This window comes from bacterium (genome assembly GCA_028820935.1).
Taxonomy (GTDB): domain Bacteria; phylum Actinomycetota; class Acidimicrobiia; order Spongiisociales; family Spongiisociaceae; genus Spongiisocius.
Genome location: JAPPHZ010000031.1, coordinates 101,502 through 117,755 on the forward strand (window position 1 = coordinate 101,502; position 16,254 = coordinate 117,755).

Annotated in this window: 8 protein-coding genes; 4 read left to right on the top strand and 4 right to left on the bottom strand. The window is 68.3% G+C overall.

What is annotated here, in order from left to right:
- Positions 1-44 precede the first annotated feature (44 nt).
- Positions 45-4,970 (bottom strand): fibronectin type III domain-containing protein, encoded by a 4,926-nt coding sequence (locus tag OXM57_08890; GenBank protein MDE0352796.1) that lies wholly within the window; start codon positions 4,968-4,970, stop codon positions 45-47.
- Between the two features lie 606 nt (positions 4,971-5,576).
- A complete protein-coding gene (locus OXM57_08895) occupies positions 5,577-8,078 on the bottom strand; it encodes a SwmB domain-containing protein (protein ID MDE0352797.1) in 2,502 nt (833 codons plus the stop codon).
- An 850-nt stretch (positions 8,079-8,928) separates the two neighbouring features.
- On the opposite strand from OXM57_08895, the gene OXM57_08900 reads away from it, so the two are divergent.
- A complete protein-coding gene (locus tag OXM57_08900) occupies positions 8,929-9,852 on the top strand; it encodes a trypsin-like peptidase domain-containing protein (GenBank protein ID MDE0352798.1) in 924 nt (307 codons plus the stop codon).
- A gap of 95 nt (positions 9,853-9,947) precedes the next feature.
- Here OXM57_08900 and OXM57_08905 read toward each other — a convergent pair whose 3' ends face one another.
- Positions 9,948-11,102, bottom strand: a complete 1,155-nt coding sequence (locus OXM57_08905; protein MDE0352799.1) for an alanine racemase — start codon at positions 11,100-11,102, stop codon at positions 9,948-9,950.
- A 125-nt stretch (positions 11,103-11,227) separates the two neighbouring features.
- On the opposite strand from OXM57_08905, the gene OXM57_08910 reads away from it, so the two are divergent.
- Genes OXM57_08910 through OXM57_08920 form a run of 3 tightly spaced genes read left to right on the top strand, consistent with a single transcriptional unit; the run spans position 11,228 to position 14,857 of the window.
- On the top strand, positions 11,228-12,466 hold the full coding sequence (locus tag OXM57_08910) for a threonine synthase (GenBank protein MDE0352800.1): 1,239 nt from the start codon (positions 11,228-11,230) through the stop codon (positions 12,464-12,466).
- A gap of 53 nt (positions 12,467-12,519) precedes the next feature.
- Positions 12,520-13,695, top strand: a complete 1,176-nt coding sequence (locus OXM57_08915; protein MDE0352801.1) for an FAD-dependent oxidoreductase — start codon at positions 12,520-12,522, stop codon at positions 13,693-13,695.
- A 37-nt stretch (positions 13,696-13,732) separates the two neighbouring features.
- Positions 13,733-14,857: an alcohol dehydrogenase family protein gene (locus tag OXM57_08920; GenBank protein ID MDE0352802.1), complete on the top strand. Its 1,125-nt coding sequence runs from the start codon at positions 13,733-13,735 to the stop codon at positions 14,855-14,857.
- A gap of 556 nt (positions 14,858-15,413) precedes the next feature.
- On the opposite strand, the gene OXM57_08925 is transcribed toward OXM57_08920, so the two are convergent.
- Complete coding sequence (locus OXM57_08925) at positions 15,414-16,196, bottom strand: GNAT family N-acetyltransferase (GenBank protein ID MDE0352803.1); 783 nt, start codon at positions 16,194-16,196, stop codon at positions 15,414-15,416.
- Between the last annotated feature and the right edge of the window lie 58 nt (positions 16,197-16,254).

Here is a 16,254-nt window from a genome sequence, read left to right on the forward strand (position 1 = left end):
CACAATCGTGAATCGTCGACGTCGCTCTGCGGCGCCGCTCCGGGCTAGTTCGTCGGGGTGCCGGTGCCGATGGTGGCCCAGGTGCTGGTGCCATGGGCGGTGTGGGTGCGGACCTGGACGGTGTATTGGGTGCTGTTGGTGAGCCCCCCGAGGGTGTGGGTGGTGGTGCGGCCGTCGACGGTGGCGGTGACCCAGTCGCTGTCGTTGGTGCTCGACGACGGGCGGCGGCGGATGCTGTAGGCGTGCACCGCGGCGCCGCCGGTGTCGGCGGGCGCGTTCCAGGCGACGGCGAGGGTGGTGTCGCCGGCGGTGATCGGCGTCGAGCCGGGGGTGGGCGCGCCGGGCGCGGTGAGCGCGGCGGTGCTGGGGGTGGCGGCGCACATGACCGAGAGGTCGCTGCTGCACGATCCGGTGGTCATGCCCTCGAACTCACGGAGAACACCGTCGAGTATCGACCGGGCGCGGGCGCGTACGCGAATCTCGTATTGGTTGCCGTTGGTGATGCCGCTGGTGATGTCGAGGGTGCGGGTAGCGGCGCTCTGCCAGGCGGACTTGGTCCACGCAGAGGTGCCCGTCTGGCGGTGCCAGACCTGCCAGCCGCTGAGCGTGTTGCCGGGCTTGCCCAGCGCGGGGCCGCCTCCCGCATTTGGTGTGGGCGTCGACCAGCCGACGGAGATCTTGGCGTTGCCCGCCGACACCGCGATCTGGGGCGCTTGGGGGCCGCCGATGTGGGTGAAGAAGTCCCAGGTGGTCGCCGTCTCGCTGCCGGCTGTGGCGGTGACCCGGATCACCAGCTCGTTCTCGTAGCGGGGGCGGACGAATGTCCACTTGTCCAGCGTCGGGTGGTTGTCGTCGGTGGCCAGCACCAGGAAGTGGTTCACCGTGTCGTCCTCAGTGGCCCGATCGCGGTTGTAGCCGTTAGTGCTGACCAGCGTTCCCCTGGGGCAGTTGACCCTGGATTTGGCTTCGTTGGCGGCGGTGCCCGCCCGCAGGTCGCACTCGCCGGCTCCTGGTTTGTTGAATTGGGCCGTCATGAAGATGCGCACGTCGGCGGGCTCGAACGCGATAAACGGCGTGCCGCTGATGAACCAGGCTCTGAGCCCTGCGGTTGGGGCGGTTGGGATGGTGATGCGTTGGCTGGCGGTCCAGTCGCTGTGGCTGTCGGTGTTGCGGGCGCGGATGCGCACCCAGTAGTCGCCTTGGGTGAGGCCGGTTTGGGTGTGGCTGGTCTGGTCGGCGGTTTTGGCGACGCGGGTCCACGATCCGGTGCCGACGACGGAGTATTCGATGTCGTAGCCGGTGATGCGGCATGAGCCGCCTGTGGGGGCGGTCCAGTTGCGGGTGAACTGGCCGGCCTGTTGGCTGCCGCCGGTGTCGGCGGGCGGGTTGGGGGTGTCGCACAGGGTGGTGGCGGTGAGGCGTTCGCCGAAGCCGTGCCAGTGGGTGGCGTTGTTGCGGTCGGCGGCGTCGTTGCGGGTGGACACCAGGAACTCGTAGGCGGTGCTGTGGTCGAGCCCGCGCAAGGTCCAGCCGCGCGCCGAGGCGTGGGGGATGGTCGCGGTGGCCCAGGCGTGGGTGCCCTGCTCGCGCCACGCCACGGTGTAGCCGTTGGTGCTGGCGGTGGGGTGGCCTCGGCCGTCGGGCGCGTCCCAGGCGAGCTCGACGCGGTCGCCGCTGGGTGTGGTGGTGATGTCCTTGGGCGGCTCGTGGCCGCCGACGTGGCCGCTGAGCCGCGGCGAGACGGCGGTGACGGTCGATGCGTCGGGGCCGCCCGTGGCCCAGATGTCCAGGCGCGCTCCCCAGCGGGGCGTGCGGTCGGCGGCGGAGTTGACCCAGTACTCGACATCGGCGTAGGTGGCAGCGTCCGACCGCGAGCTGATCAGGGTGCCGGCGGGGCAGTTGCGGGTGCGGGAGCGCACTGTGGCGGCGCTGTCGTAGGACGCGAACCGGCAGACCACGAAAGCCGGCCGGTTGTTGTCACTGCGCATGAAGATGACCGGGGTGCTGGGGGTGCCGTCGGCGTCCTTGGCAAAGATGCGCGGCGTGCTGCTGAACCACACCCGCAGCGGCCCGGCGGCCGCGGCGCAGCCGGCGTGGTCCGCCGCGTGGGCGGTGACGGCGATGTTGGCGCCGGTGGTGCGGCCCAGCACGGTGATGGTGCCCTGGGTCTGTGCGTTGTGGGTGACGGTGATCACCCAGTTGCCGCCCGACGCCGCGCCGGTGTGGGTGGTGGCGGTGGTGCCCATGCACAGCCGGATCGGTTCGTTGTCGGCGTAGCCGCCGATGGTGTCGTGGTCGAAATCAACAGCGAACAGGTAGGTGTCGGTGCCGTTGCCGCCTGTGAGGGTGTCGGCGCCGCGTCCGCCGAGGAGGGTGTCGTCGCCGTCCTGGCCGGACAGGGTGTCGTTGCCGGCGCCGCCGACGAGGGTGTCGGTGCCGGGGCCGCCCCACAGGACGTCGTTGCCGCCGCCGCCGGCCAGGGTGTCGTTGCCGGCGCCGCCGAGCAGGTTGTCGTTGCCGACGCCGCCCAGCAGGGTGTCGGCCCCGAGGCCGCCGTTGAGGGTGTCGTTGCCGCCGCCGCCGCCGAGGTGGTTGGCGGCGTTGTCGCCGGTGAGGCGGTCGTTGTGGGCTGATCCCACGATCCGCTCGATGCTCGTGTAGGTGTCGCCCGCGGCGTTGCCCGTGTTGTCGCCGGGCGACGACAGGTCGACGGTGACCCCGTGTTCCACCTGCACTTCCACCTGCATGCCTTGGACTGTGCGGGTCTCGGTGACGGTCCTCACTGCGGCGGTCGCGTACGACGCGGTGTCGGTGCCGTCGCCGCCGTCGAGGACGTCCTTGCCGGCGCCGCCGATGAGGACGTCGTCGCCGCCCAAACCGGCGATGCGCTTGTCGACCCAGGCGAATTGGCCGTCGCCCAGCGTGTCGGCCAGCGACGTGCCGAACACAGCGAACGCGGTCACCTCGGGGCTGTAACTGCTGGCGTTGCCGGTGCTGGACTTCTTGGCGCGCAGCTGGAACGTGTACAACGTGCCGGCGGAGAGGCCGGTCACCGTCGCTGTGGTCCTCCCGCTGCTGGTGGTCGGGCTCGGCACCGCGGTCCAGTCCTGCTGGGTGCTGGCGGTGGCGCTGCGCCCGAACCACCGGTACTCATGCGACACCGCGCTGTCGCCCTCGTTCCAGCTCAAGGCGACCTGGCCGTCGCCCGGGACCGCGGCGAAGCCCGTCACCGACAGCTTGTCGGTCACCACCGCCGCGCTTCTGACGCCCTTGTCGGTGAGGGTGAACGGCGAGCCGCTGTTGCCCGCCAGCCACAGCTCCTCCAAACAGTTCAACGGCGAGAACACATTGTTGGGCAGGCCCGCGGCGGTGATCTGGTTGTTCTGGAGGTTCAAGCGCCGCAACCCGAACCGGTTGAATTCGGCGTGATCGTCCGGGTGAAGGAGGGGATTCGCCTCCTTCTGGTCGTCGGTCGCGTCCGAGGTGCAGGCGTCGACGCCCAAACCCCGGAACACGTTCGTGTCCAACGCGGTCAAGCTGTTGTCGGCGATCGACAGGAACTGCAGCTTCGACAGGCCGCTGAACACGTCCGCGGGCAAAGACGTGATGGCGTTGCCGCCCACCGCGAGCTCCTCCAGCGCCCCCAGGCCGTTGAACACGCCGGCGGGCAGCGTGGTCAGAGCGTTGTCCTCGAGCTTCAGCCAGCGCAGACTCGACATGCCGGCGAACACGTCTGCGTGCAGCAAGGCGAACGTGTTGCCCGACAGGTCCAGCGACAAGATGCTGCCCGCTGTGTCGCCCAGGCCCAGATCGGCCGCAAGCAAGGTCCTGAAGGTGCCGCCGTCGAGGCCGGTCTTGGACACCAGCAGCGTCTCGAGGCTCGGCAGCTGGCTGCCCATCATCTGGGGCAGGGCCCGCAGCTGCCGGTTGTTGGACAGGTCCAGCTTGCGCAGCTCGACCAGGCCGTCGAAGTCGTCGCCCGACAACGCACGCACACGCGACTCGGACAGGTCCAGCGCCGCCACCCCGGCGAGGTCGTCGTCGCCGATGTCGCCGCACGCCAGACCGGTCGCCGCGACCAGCGCGTCGCGCACCTGCGGGGTGCGGTCGCACACCGAGACGCTCGCCGCCGGCTCCGGCTCGGGGGCGTCCCAGGCGGTGTGCCAGGTGGTGGCCAGCGACGCCGACAACCCGTCGGGGTCGGTGGCGGTGACGGTGATCGTGGTGGCCAGCGGGTTGGGCGGCATCGGCGACAGCGCCCCCCAGTCGTCGTCGCCGTCGACCCGCACGAACAGCAGCGCGCGGTCCGCTGCGACATGCACCACCTCCACCAACTCGGCGCGGCCGCCCGTCACCGCGGCGGTGAACGTCAGCGGGTCGCCGTCGGGGTCGGAGAAGATCCCGTCGAAGAACCGGTGCACCAGCGTGCCCCGCGGCGCGTTGCCCGCCTCCACGAAGAAGCCGTACCGCGCCGCGCCCTCATCCACCACCGGCGCCCGATTAGCAGGCTCCGGCTCCAGTGTCGGCTCCGGCTCCAGTGTCGGCTCGGGCGTCGGCTCCAGATCGGGCGTCGGCTCAGGCTCGGCGGTGAACCGCTTGGCCGCAGGCCGCCCGCAGCCCGCGTCGTTGCAGGCCTGCACCCGCACCACCCACTCGCCGATGCCGTCCACCGCGATGACGGCATCGCTCGAGGCGGTGCGCACCCCCTCGTTCAGCTTCTGGCCCGGGGCGAACGCCCGCCAGCGCACCCGGTAGGAGTCGGCGCCCGCCACGTCGTTCCAGTCCACGGATACGCCCAGCGAGCCGGCCTGGGTGGAGACCGACAACCCGGTGGGCTTGGCCGGGGGTTCAGCCCCGCCGTCGTCCGCGGCGCCCACCGAGCCGGTCCCGGACAGGACCACGGACAGGACGGCGGCCAGGACCAGGGCCAGACCTCTCCTCTTCAGTTCATGGCGCAGCATGGGGAACATCACATACCTCCGAGAGCGGATTCACCGAAGACATCTCGTGCTACTACCGGAGCCCCCCAACTCTGTATTGAGGGTGGCTCCGGAGGTGTAGGTGGGGCGGGCCGGGAACCGGCCATCCGGGCTGGGGTTACCGGCCGGTCGGGCCGGTAGCGCGGCGGATGTGTCGAACAGCCTGCGGTGACGCCCACGGCGTACAGCGCATCGATGGTGTCCTCATGCACGAGGAGGGGCAGCCGGTAGGCCGGCCAGATGTATCTCGAGCCCGGGTTTGCTTCGCGGGCTCCTAGAGGGGGGGGAGAGAGAGAGAGAGAGAGAGAGAGAGACGGCTCGCGCGTTACATGATCGTGGCCTCTCGACCCGTACCTCGAAGCGTGTATCATAAGTGAAGATATTAACACAGCCTCAAACACAGAATATCTGGAAATACACACGCATTGACCCGGCCAAAGCCCTGCATCACAAACGACTGCTCCGCCCGGAGCCTGTTTGCGGATCTTGCTGCCGGGACTTGTCGGTCGTTCGTCCTGAGGCTCGCTGTCGTGGACCGTCGTCGACTGGGGGAGCGAACAGCGATCCGGAAGCCGAGTCAGCGAGGCGCGTTCGGCGTCAATCGGCTTCTGTCGCGTGGCATCTGTTGGCGAACTCCGCAGGGTCGGTTATCGCCAGCGTGTTGGTGACCGACTGGTCCGCGAAACCATCCACCTCCCCGCCCGCGAAATTCTTGAGCGGGTTGGCGGTCGGCTTGGCGTATGTCACGGTGTAGTTGGCGAGGCAGCCCGATATGGGCCCGTTCAGGTACAGGTACACCCTCGGGCCCTGGATCACGGCATAGTCCACAGACGCCGGTATGTCGCCGCCGGATTCTGTCGGATTTCCGCCGCTATCCGTCTTGAGCACGACATCGGAGTACCGGAGCCGGAAGGCCGTCCTGTCGGGCACCGACCTCGGATCGAGAATCCCGTCGAACGTCAGCTCCACCCGGGCCGCGTAGGCCCCTAGCCACGTCGGGGCAGTCGAGGTGTTCGTCGGCGATTCGGTGGCGGTGGCGGTGTCCGCAGTCAGGCCTTGTTCAGCTTCGTCGAATGCCTCATTGCCGGCCTCGTCCTGGATCGGATTGGTCCCCCCCGTGTATGCGAACGCGGGGTTCGCGGCGGCATCGGGGATCGCGTTGGCCAAGGTCAGAATGACGAGCGGCCCCTCGATCTCGACTCCGGTGACCGCCGGGCCGGTGGTAGGTGCGAAGTCCTCATCGTAGTAAGTCATCGTGAAATCGCGAGCCGCGGGAACCGAGTTGGAGTCCAGCGTCTCGGAGTAGGTCAGGTAGACCTTGTCGCTCATGAAGGTGCCGAAGATCACCCATGGATTGGTCTCGTCCACTGTAGAGGCCGAATCGATGTCGAGGTCCGCTACCTCGTTGCCGGCGGTGTCCTGCAACCGGTTGGTCTCCACGTCCGGCTGCGTGTACCACACCCGGGCGACTATGTCGGTCACCCCTAAGCCGCCATCCAGCATGACCGTGACATCTGGCCCCAGCAGGGTCACGCCCCCATCCTTGCCGGTGAGAATGCGGGATGTGTCGTCCAGTCCGAGGACCCACACCTCGAACGCGCTCCCCGGCGGCACGCGACCACTGTTGAGGTTCTCGTTGAAAGTCATCCTCATCCAGCTCTCATTCCAGGAGCCGGGCGCCGACACAATCGCCCTGACAAAATCGGGAGGGGTGACGTCTGACTGCCCGGTCACCAAGTCCTCTGACTGCCCGGTCACCAACTCCTCCGCCCAACCCCGGACGACGGTCCTCCGCCCAACCCCGGACGACGGTGCGCGGCTGCGGGGTGCCTCCGCGGCGGGCTCGGCCCACGTGATGGTGATCGGGTCAGACGTGGCCGACACTCCGGCACCGTAGGACACCTTTACTCGGAACGCCTGGGACTCGGCGATGCCAGTGGCGTAGGAGAAGCTCGGTCCCGCCCCCCACGCATACCAGGAGCCGCCGAAGTCCATCTCCCAGCTGTAGGAAGGGCCGCCTTCTTCGGGAGCGTTGGACACGTCGGCGATCAGCGTCACCGGCTCACCCACCGGAAGCTCAAGGGAGCTTGCCGCGACCGAAGCCCGCAACTGCGGGCGCTGGTTGCTGGGCGAATTCCGCATCACATCCGCAGTCGGCGTCTGCATCTGAAGCAGGGCCCGCAGCAGCACGGGCGCCTGCACCGGCTCGGGCTCGGGGGCGTCCCAGGCGGTGTGCCAGGTGGTGGCCAGCGACGCCGACAGGCCGTCGGGGTCGGTGGCGGTGAGGGTGACGGTGGTGACCAGCGGGTTGGGCGGCATCGGCGACAGCGCCGCCCAGTCGTCGTCGCCGTCGACGCGCACGAACAGCAGCGAGCGGTCGGCGGCGACCTGCACTGCGTCCACCAGATCGGCGCGGCCGGCGGCGACCGCGGCGGTGAAGGTGAGCGGGTCGCCGTCAGGATCGGAGAACACCCCATCGAAGAACCGATGCACCAGCGTGCCCCGCGGCGCGTTGCCCGCATCCACCAAAAAGCCGTACCGCGCCGCGCCCTCATCCACCACCGGCGCCCGATTAGCAGGCTCCGGCTCCGGCTCCGGCTCCAGTGTCGGCTCGGGCGTTGGCTCAGGAGTTGGCTCCGGCTCCAGTGTCGGCTCGGGCGTTGGCTCAGGAGTTGGCTCGGGGGCCGGCGTTGGCTCAGGAGTTGGCTCTGGGGCCGGCTCGGCGGTGAATCGCTTGGCCACAGGCCGCCCGCAGCCCACGTCGTTGCAGGCCTGCACCCGCACCACCCACTCGCCGAAGCCGTCCACCGCGATGACGGCGTCACTCGAGGCAGTGCGCACCCCCTCGTTCAGCTTCTGGCCCGAGGCGAACGCCCGCCAGCGCACCCAGTAGGAGTCGGCGCCCGCCACTTCGTTCCAGTCCACCGACACGCCCAGCGAGCCGGGCTGGGTGGAGACCGACAACCCGGTGGGCTTGGCCGGGGGTTCAGCCCCGCCGTCGTCCGCGGCGCCCACCGAGCCGGCCCCGGACAGGACCACGGACAGGACGGCGGCCAGGACCAAGGCCAGACCTCTCCTCTTCGGTACGGGGTGCGGCATGACGGACATCACACACCCCCGAGAGCGGATTCACCGAAGACATCTCGTGCTCCCTCCGGAGCCCCACGCCTCTGTGTCAACGGGGGCTTCGGAGGTGCGGGTGGGGCGGGCTGGTAGCGCAGAGGATGTGTCGAACAGCCTGCCGTGGCGCCCACGGCGTACAGCGCGCCGATGGTGTCCTCATGCACGCGAGGAGGCTGCCGGTAGGCCGGCCAGGTGTATTGGAGCCCGGGTCTGCTTAGCCGGCTCCTACAGGGGGGGGGGGGAGAGAGAGAGAGAGAGAGACACACACACCTCGCGCGCTACGTGATCGTGGCCTCCCGACCCGCATCTCGAAGCGTGAATCATAAGTGAAGACATTAACACAGCCTCAACCACAGAATAACTGGAAATACACACTCATTGACTCGGCCAAAGCCCTGCATCTCGGGTGGTTCGGGTACGGCCGGCGGCTTCGTAGAATCCGTGGTCAATGGATGCCGCCGACCAACCGTCACCTACGCACAGCAGCGGGGAGGGCGACGACCGAGCACACCCTCGAACACGGGATCGCGGGCTTTATGGCTTCCGGATAGCGCTGGGTTCGGCACTGCTGGCTGCCGCTGCCCCAACTACCGCCCTATGGCTGGCGGGCGCCTTCGATCGGGAGATCGTACGAGTTACCGAGATCGTCGAGGTGAGGGAGGTCGTTCAGAGCCCGGCCCCGCAGGACACTCCGGCTCAACCCGACCCAACCACCGCTTCGAGCAGCCCGGCCCCTCTCGCTGATGGCGAGCCGTCGCCATCGGAGGCTGCCACCACTTCGGTTCCTTCCGGACCGGAGTCTCCGCCATCCAGCACGACGGTTCCTGTGTTCGCACCCGCCGACCTGGTCGCCGTCGTGGCCTCCCGGGCCATTCCCTCGATCGTGACCGTCCACAACCTCGACGAGGAACTCAGCCGTGCCGGTTCGGGAAGCGGGGTGGTGATCAGTTCCGATGGCTTCATCATCACCAACCACCATGTGATCGAGGACGCCGACACGCTGAAGGTGATCATGTCGGACGGCCTGTCCTATCCGGCGGAGTTGGTCGGCTCCGACCCCCTCATGGATATCGCCGTGCTGAAGGTCGAGGCCGGCGACCTCCCGTACATACGATTCGGCTCGATGGAAGGCCTGCGGACCGGCGAGCCTGCCATTGCGGTGGGCAATCCCCTGGGACTCGACGGCGGCCCATCCGTGACCGCCGGGGTGATCTCTGCTTTCGACCGGAGTCTGGTGACCAACCCCCTCACCGGCGCCAGCCTGTACGGACTGCTGCAAACCGACGCTCCCATAACCCGGGGATCGAGCGGCGGCGCCCTCCTGGATGTCCATGGTCTCCTGCTCGGCATCACCACCGCCATCGGGCTGAGCGACGTGGGCGCCGAGGGTCTGGGGTTCGCCGTTCCCATCAACCTGGTCGAGCAAATCGTCCAAGACCTCATGTCTGAGGGCGAGGTCCGGCACGCCTTCCTGGGAGTCAGAGGCAGTTCGGCGTTCAGCGAACTGGCGGACGGCGTGGAGTCGCCGCTCGGGGTCGAGATAAGCATCCTGGAGGAGTCCGCCATCGGAGATGCCGGCGCAGAGGATGGCGACGTGATCGTGGCGCTGGACGGTGTAGCCGTGAGATCCATGCCCCAGCTGGTCGCCAGGCTACGAAGCTACCGGGCCGATGACCTGGTAACCGTGACCCTGCAGCGAGGCGACGAGACTATCGACATAGACCTGACACTGGGTCGGTTCCCATCATGATGTTCGCCGTGACAGGCTGAGGCGCGAACGGCAGAGCCCATTCACCCGCCAAGAACCCCCGAGGTCTCCGTTGGAGAGTTGCGGATTCCCCCGGGTTACCAGTTGTCGTATGCGTCGACGGGCCAGATATCGACCAGGGTGTCACCGCTCACCACGTGGAAGTAGCGGTACAGGACGATCGTCTGGTAGCAGTGGGAGGCCAGTATCTCCACGACATCGCCGACCTCGAGCCGGTCCTGGCCGGGATTAGCGAACCGGATCCTGCCCATGTCGTCACCGGCCATCTCGTAGACGGACCCGGGCGGGGCGCCGCGCAGGATCGCCGGGTTCTCGATGCCGAAGATCACGTCCACTTCCTTGATGCCGGCATCCGTCATGACGAACTCGGGCTGGCAGTTGCTGATGACGACGGTCCGTACGAACAGGGCCGGCCCGAAGGGGCTGGGCTCGTCGAGCCGCTGGACGACGTTGTAGTAGTTGGTGTCCATGAGCACGTACGTACCGGCCTGGATCTCGGTGAAGACATCCAACTCGTGGTCGAATGCATGGCTCCCGGTACCGCCCCCGGACACGATCTCGGGTTCCAGGCCCTCGGCCCGGAGCCGTTCGACCGCCAAGACCACCGGTTCCACCACCTCCAGTCCCCTGGCGCGGCGGGCCTCGTAGTCGGTGGTGTTCATGTGACCGCCGGTGTAGCCCTGCACCCCGGCATACTCGAGGCCGTCGGTGTCCACTATGAGACGGGCCAGTGCCACCGCCGCATCCTCACCGACCACCCCGGTGCGGTAGCTCCCCGTCTCGAGGTCGACCAGCACCCTGATCGGCCGGCCCGAACGGCGGGCGGCCTCACCCAACTGGACGACGTTGGCGGCGTGGTCGGCGCACACGATCAACCCTTCGGCGCGAGCGTTGACCTCGGCGAGCCGGTCCAGCTTGGGAGCGGTGACCACGGCGGTGAACAGCATCACATCGCTGAATCCGGCGTCCACCATGACCTCCACCTCGGCCAGCGTGGCGCAGCAAGGTCCGCGCCCTCCCGCTTCCACCTGGCGGCGGGTGATCTCGATCGACTTGTGGATCTTGGCGACCGGCCGTACCTCGTAGCCGTGCGTCGCGGCATGCTCGGCCATCGAGGCGATGTTGGCGTCCATGACGTCCACGTCGATCACCAGTGAGGGAGTACCCAGTTGGTGGCGCGAACCTGCAACTCCGATGAGGGTCTCGTTGGGTCCTCGGGCGCCTGTAACCACCCTTTACTCCTTTCGATGAATCGTTGGCGAGTATAGGGAGAGCGGGTTCGGGCCGGCCCGGCCGGGCCGTCATGCCGCCGTTCCCGGAACCGTTATCCTCCCGTCGGACGAGCCTAGGGGTAGGGATGTTCGCCGAAGGGTTGCGATGCGTTGGATGCCACCTGGAGACGGATCTGGGTGGTCACTTCTTCGGATGCCGGGACTGCGGCGGCGCCCTGGAGACGGTCTACGACGAGGCCCGGGTGGCGTCCGCGGTCTCCTATCGCGACTGGAGGGACCGGGCCGACCGGTCGTTATGGCGATACCGGGAGTTGCTCCCGGTAAGTGACGAGTCAGCGGTGATATCCCTGGGCGAGGGCCGCACGCCGCTGGTCCGCCTTCCCCGATCCGAAGCCAACCCGGTCGCCGACCTATGGATCCAGAACGAGACGGTGAACCCCACCTACTCGTTCAAGGACCGCTTCCACTCGGTGGCACAGTCGATGGCTCGCCAACTCGGATACCGCCGTGTGGCCTGTTCCACCACGGGGAACCACGGCATGAGCGCGGCCGCCTACGCGGCCCGGGGCGGCCTGCGATGCGTGATCCTGGTCGATCCCAGGGCACCGGAGGTGCAGCGCCGGTGGATGAGGCTGTTCGGCGCCACCGTGATCGTGGAAATGGATCGCCGGCCACCGCTCGAGAGCTTCGTGCGCGACCACGGCTGGTATCCCTCCACCTACATGACGCCCACCCCGGTGGCCACGCCCTACGGCATGGAGGGTTACAAGACCATGGCATACGACGCGGTGCTGGCGCTCGGGCGCGTCCCGGATCACTACATCGTGCCCATCGCGGCAGGCGATGGCCTGTACGGACCTTGGAAGGCGTTCGGGGAGATGGCCCGGTTGGGATGGACCGATTCGATCCCGAAGGTGCACGGCGTCCAGCCGACCGGGGCGAACCCGATCGTTCGCGCCTTCCGCGACGGTTCGGATACCGTCCCCTACATAGAGGATCCGCAGACGATCGCCCTGTCGATCGGCGACCCGACCGGCGGATCCATGACCCTTCAGGCGATCCGGAAGTCAGGAGGGCAGGCGATCGACCTGACGGATTCCGAGATGGTGGCCGCCACCCTTCATGCGGCTACGGCGGGCTTGAGCCCGGAACCCTCCTCGGCGGCTTCGCTGGCAGGAGCCTGGGCACTGGCGAGGGACGGGACTATCCGGGAAGGGGAAACGGTGGTTTGCCTGTTCACCGGCGCCGGTCCCAAGTGGCCCGAGACCACCGAGCTCCTGATGGAGGGAGACGAGATCGTGAGCCCGGACCGCGCCTGGTTGGAGCGTCTCGCGAGGGACCCGGAGTCGGTGGGGGTCTCTTGATCGCGACCGCATCCCCTCCCTTCCGGGCCGGCGCGCCGCGCTGACCTACGCCGATGCGATACGACGCAGTGGTCATCGGCGCCGGATTACCCGGCCTGCTCGCGGCATGGAAGCTGGCGGAGGGCGGGTTCAGGGTGGCGGTACTGGAGCGCGGCACCATCGCCTCGGAGTCCAGCGCCCTGGCGGCTGGCCATATCCCCCAGGAGTCGACCTCGCCCGCCAACCTGGCCGTCCTACTGAGGACTCGAGCCATCATCGACGAGTTGGACCGGGTCACAGGCGGGATGGTTCGGTTCCACGTGGTGGGCGGGTTGCAGATGGCCACCAGCGAGGACGGGGCAAGGGCCTTGCGGGCCAGGATGGATCTGGCGGACCGGCTGGGGGTGGCCGGCGAGTACCTCGAGCCTGACATGATCGCCTCGCGCTGGCCGAACCTGCGGACGGATGACCTGGCAGCCGGTTACTACACCGGGACCGACGGGTTCGTGTTCTCCCAGACCCTGAGCGTGACCCTGGCGGGCATGGCCAGGAACGCGGGTGCGGAGATCTGGGAGGGTTGCGCCGTAGACCGGCTGACCGTCGACAGCAGCCGCGTGTCGGGCGTGGTTACCTCCGGCCACCATGTCGTAGCGCCGAGGGTTCTGGTGGCTGCCGGGGCCTGGTCGGCGCCGTTGCTGGCCCGGAGCAGCATCTTCCTGCCCACCGAGAGCTTCGTCCTGCAAGCGATAATCGTGGTCGGCGACCATGGCGGCCTCCGTTTCATGTCCGAGTTCGAGGCCGGGCACTACGTGATGCCTCGCTCCCCTGCGACCCTGCTCCTGGGCCTCCCTCCGTCCGAGATAGGCGTCGACGCGGATCGATTCTCTCGCCACCCCGATCCGGCGACCGCGGCCGAGTGGCTGGGACTCCTCCGGAGGCGGGTTCCGGCCCTCCGGGAGGCCAGGGTGGCGGGCGGCTGGGCCGGCGTGCTGGTCGCCACACCGGACGCCTGGCCCCTGGTCGGACGCTTCGGCCCCGAGGGGCTGTTCGTGGCGACCGGGTACGGGGGCGGCGGTGTACAGCGAGTGGCGACGGCGGAGGCGGTCGCCCAGCTGATGCTTGAAGAGGAGCCCTTCTACGACATCCGCGCCCAGGAGGCGCTGCGGTTCGACGGTTATGACGGCACCCCGTTCGAGTTCCGGGAAGGCCCGTTCTACTACTCGGAGTCCTCGCAGGAACAGTTGTGGTAAATCACTCCCGCTGCGCCTCCATAGGCTGATCGTCGGCATGAGCGACGTTGAACGCGACGCGGCGGGCCGGCCATCCGGACGTGCGACCATGAGGGCGGCCCTGCTCCTGGGAGTGGGCGGGCCGGAGATGCTGGAGGTGCGGGACGATGTCCCCGTTCCGGAGGTCGGCCCCGGCGAGGTGCTGGTGCGGGTTGCTGCCTGCGGTGTGAACAACACCGACATCAACACCCGGGTGGGTTGGTACAGCCGCTCCGTCACCACCGCCACCACCGGTTCCGCCCACAGGGAGGCCAGCGCCCACGACGCCGGTTGGAGCCGGGGAGGATTGACGTTCCCGCGGATCCAGGGGGCTGATGTCGTGGGCACGGTGACCGAAGTCGGAAGCGGCGTCTCCGAGGGTCTGATCGGGCGGCGGGTCCTAGTCGATCCGTGGCTGCGCGGGAGCCGCCACTCCGGAGACTCGCTATCGGTCGGTTATCTGGGAAGCGAACGCGACGGCGGGTTCGCCGAGTACTGCTTGGTGCCGAGCGAGAACGTCCACCCGGTTTCCAGTGACCTCTCCGATGTGGAGTTAGCCACGTTCGCGTGCTCGTGGTCCACAGCCGAGCACATGTTGCAAAGGGTCAGGCTGAGGAGCGGCGAGACGATAGCCGTACCGGGCGCCTCCGGCGGGGTGGGCAGCGCTTTGGTACAGCTGGCCAAGCTACGCGGAGCCCGGGTGGTCGCCATCACAAGCGCGGCCAAGCTCGACGATGTGGCCGCCCTCCGCGCGGACGGGGTGGTGACCCGGCAGGCCAACCGAGTGCCTGAAGCGGCCATGGAGGCCAACGGAGGCCCCTTCCACGCGGTGGCCGACGTGGTGGGCGGTCCCGACTTCGGAGGATGGCTGGAGGCATTGCGGAGAGGGGGCCACTACGTGACCTCCGGGGCGATTGCAGGGCCGATGGTGGAACTCGACCTGCGGACTCTGTACCTCAAAGACCTGACGCTGCACGGCGCAACCGTTTACGAGCCGCAGGTGTTCTCGGATCTGGTCAGCCACATCGAGAGCGGGCGGGTACGTCCGGTCGTCGGCGGCGTGTTCCGGCTGGAGGACATTCATGCCGCCCAGGAAGCATTCATGGCCAAGCGTCACACCGGCAGCCTCGTCATCAGGATCTGAGCCTTCCCGACCCGACGCACTGACGGATCCGTCGATCGCAGGATGGATGTCCCGGTGACCAAGCCCACCACGACCGCCTTCGGCGGGACCGATCTCGGGACCCTGTTGCAACTCCATCGGAGGAGTGGGCAGCCTCCCCACCGACCAGCCCGGCGATGTGCAATCACTCGCGATTGATGCCTCCGTGACGGGTGTTACCGATGCGCCGCCCGCAGGCTCTTGAGGTCCGCTTCATCGGTCCGCTCCGGCCGAGGGACGGCGCTGTCATGGGCGGAGTGGACGCGCCACCAGACAAAGGGGTTGAAAGCGTCACAACCCCGACGCATACTGATAACAGTCACAAGCACCACCGGTCGTTGCTATCGACGTCGAAGGACCGGTACTGGGATCAATCCGAGCCAACCCTGCCCGGGGATAGCGGGACGCGCTCGGACCGAAGGAGGTGGTGGCTGGGGGATGGGCCCGCCGGGAGGGGTGCGTTCCCGCGATTTTCGCGTTCTCGACGGGTCTCAATTCAGAAGACGCCGGGCCGTGCCGCCCCTGTCCGTTGTGGCCCCTAGGGCAACACGTATTCCCGGTAGCGGCTTATCTCCTCGAATCCCAGGGAATCGAGCACCGGCACCAGGGCCGGTGGGCTCAGGACCGCGGCCAGGTCGGCGCCGTCCTCGAACCCGGACCGGACTGTGGCGTCGACCACCGAGGTGGCCAGCCCCCGGCCGCGGTATTCCGGCTTCGTGCAAACCCATCCGATCAGAGCGGTGCCGTCCACGAGTGTTGCCAGGGCGCAGGCTGCCGCGCTGCCGTCCTCGTACGCGACCACTGCCGACCTGTGGGGGCCGGTCAGGGCCTGCACCCGCCTGAGGATCCGATCGACCAGCGGCCTGGTTTCGGTTTCGGGGCCGAGCGACGAGGCCACCACGCCACAGAAGTCGAGCATCCCGGTGGGGTTCTCGACCGGTCGCAGTTCCACCTCTTCGGGAAGCGCCGTGCGGGGAGGCGGCGCCGATGTGACCATCGCCGACAACTCTGCCGCCATCGCCTTCCCGTTCCGCTCGACCTCGGCCCACAGCCCGCGGTCGTCCGATCGCGCCAGGAGCGTGTAACCGTGCTTGCGAGCGGCGAAGAAGCGAGCCGTGATGCCCAATGCCTCGCGAGGGGACATCACCCGGGAAACCCGCATCACGCCATTGGCATAGGCGGGTGAGGCCTGCGGGAGCGGACTCGCCCACGACACCACGCCGTTCGCCTCCCAGATCTCCCCGCCGCAGCTGCGGACGGTCTCCCGGTAGGCCTCGGCCAGCGCCGAATCGAACCGGTCCAGCATGTTGCGGTCCGTCACGTCCATCGACTCTTTCGCGCCAGCTCGGCCATCCGCTCGATGGTATCGGGGTCCATGG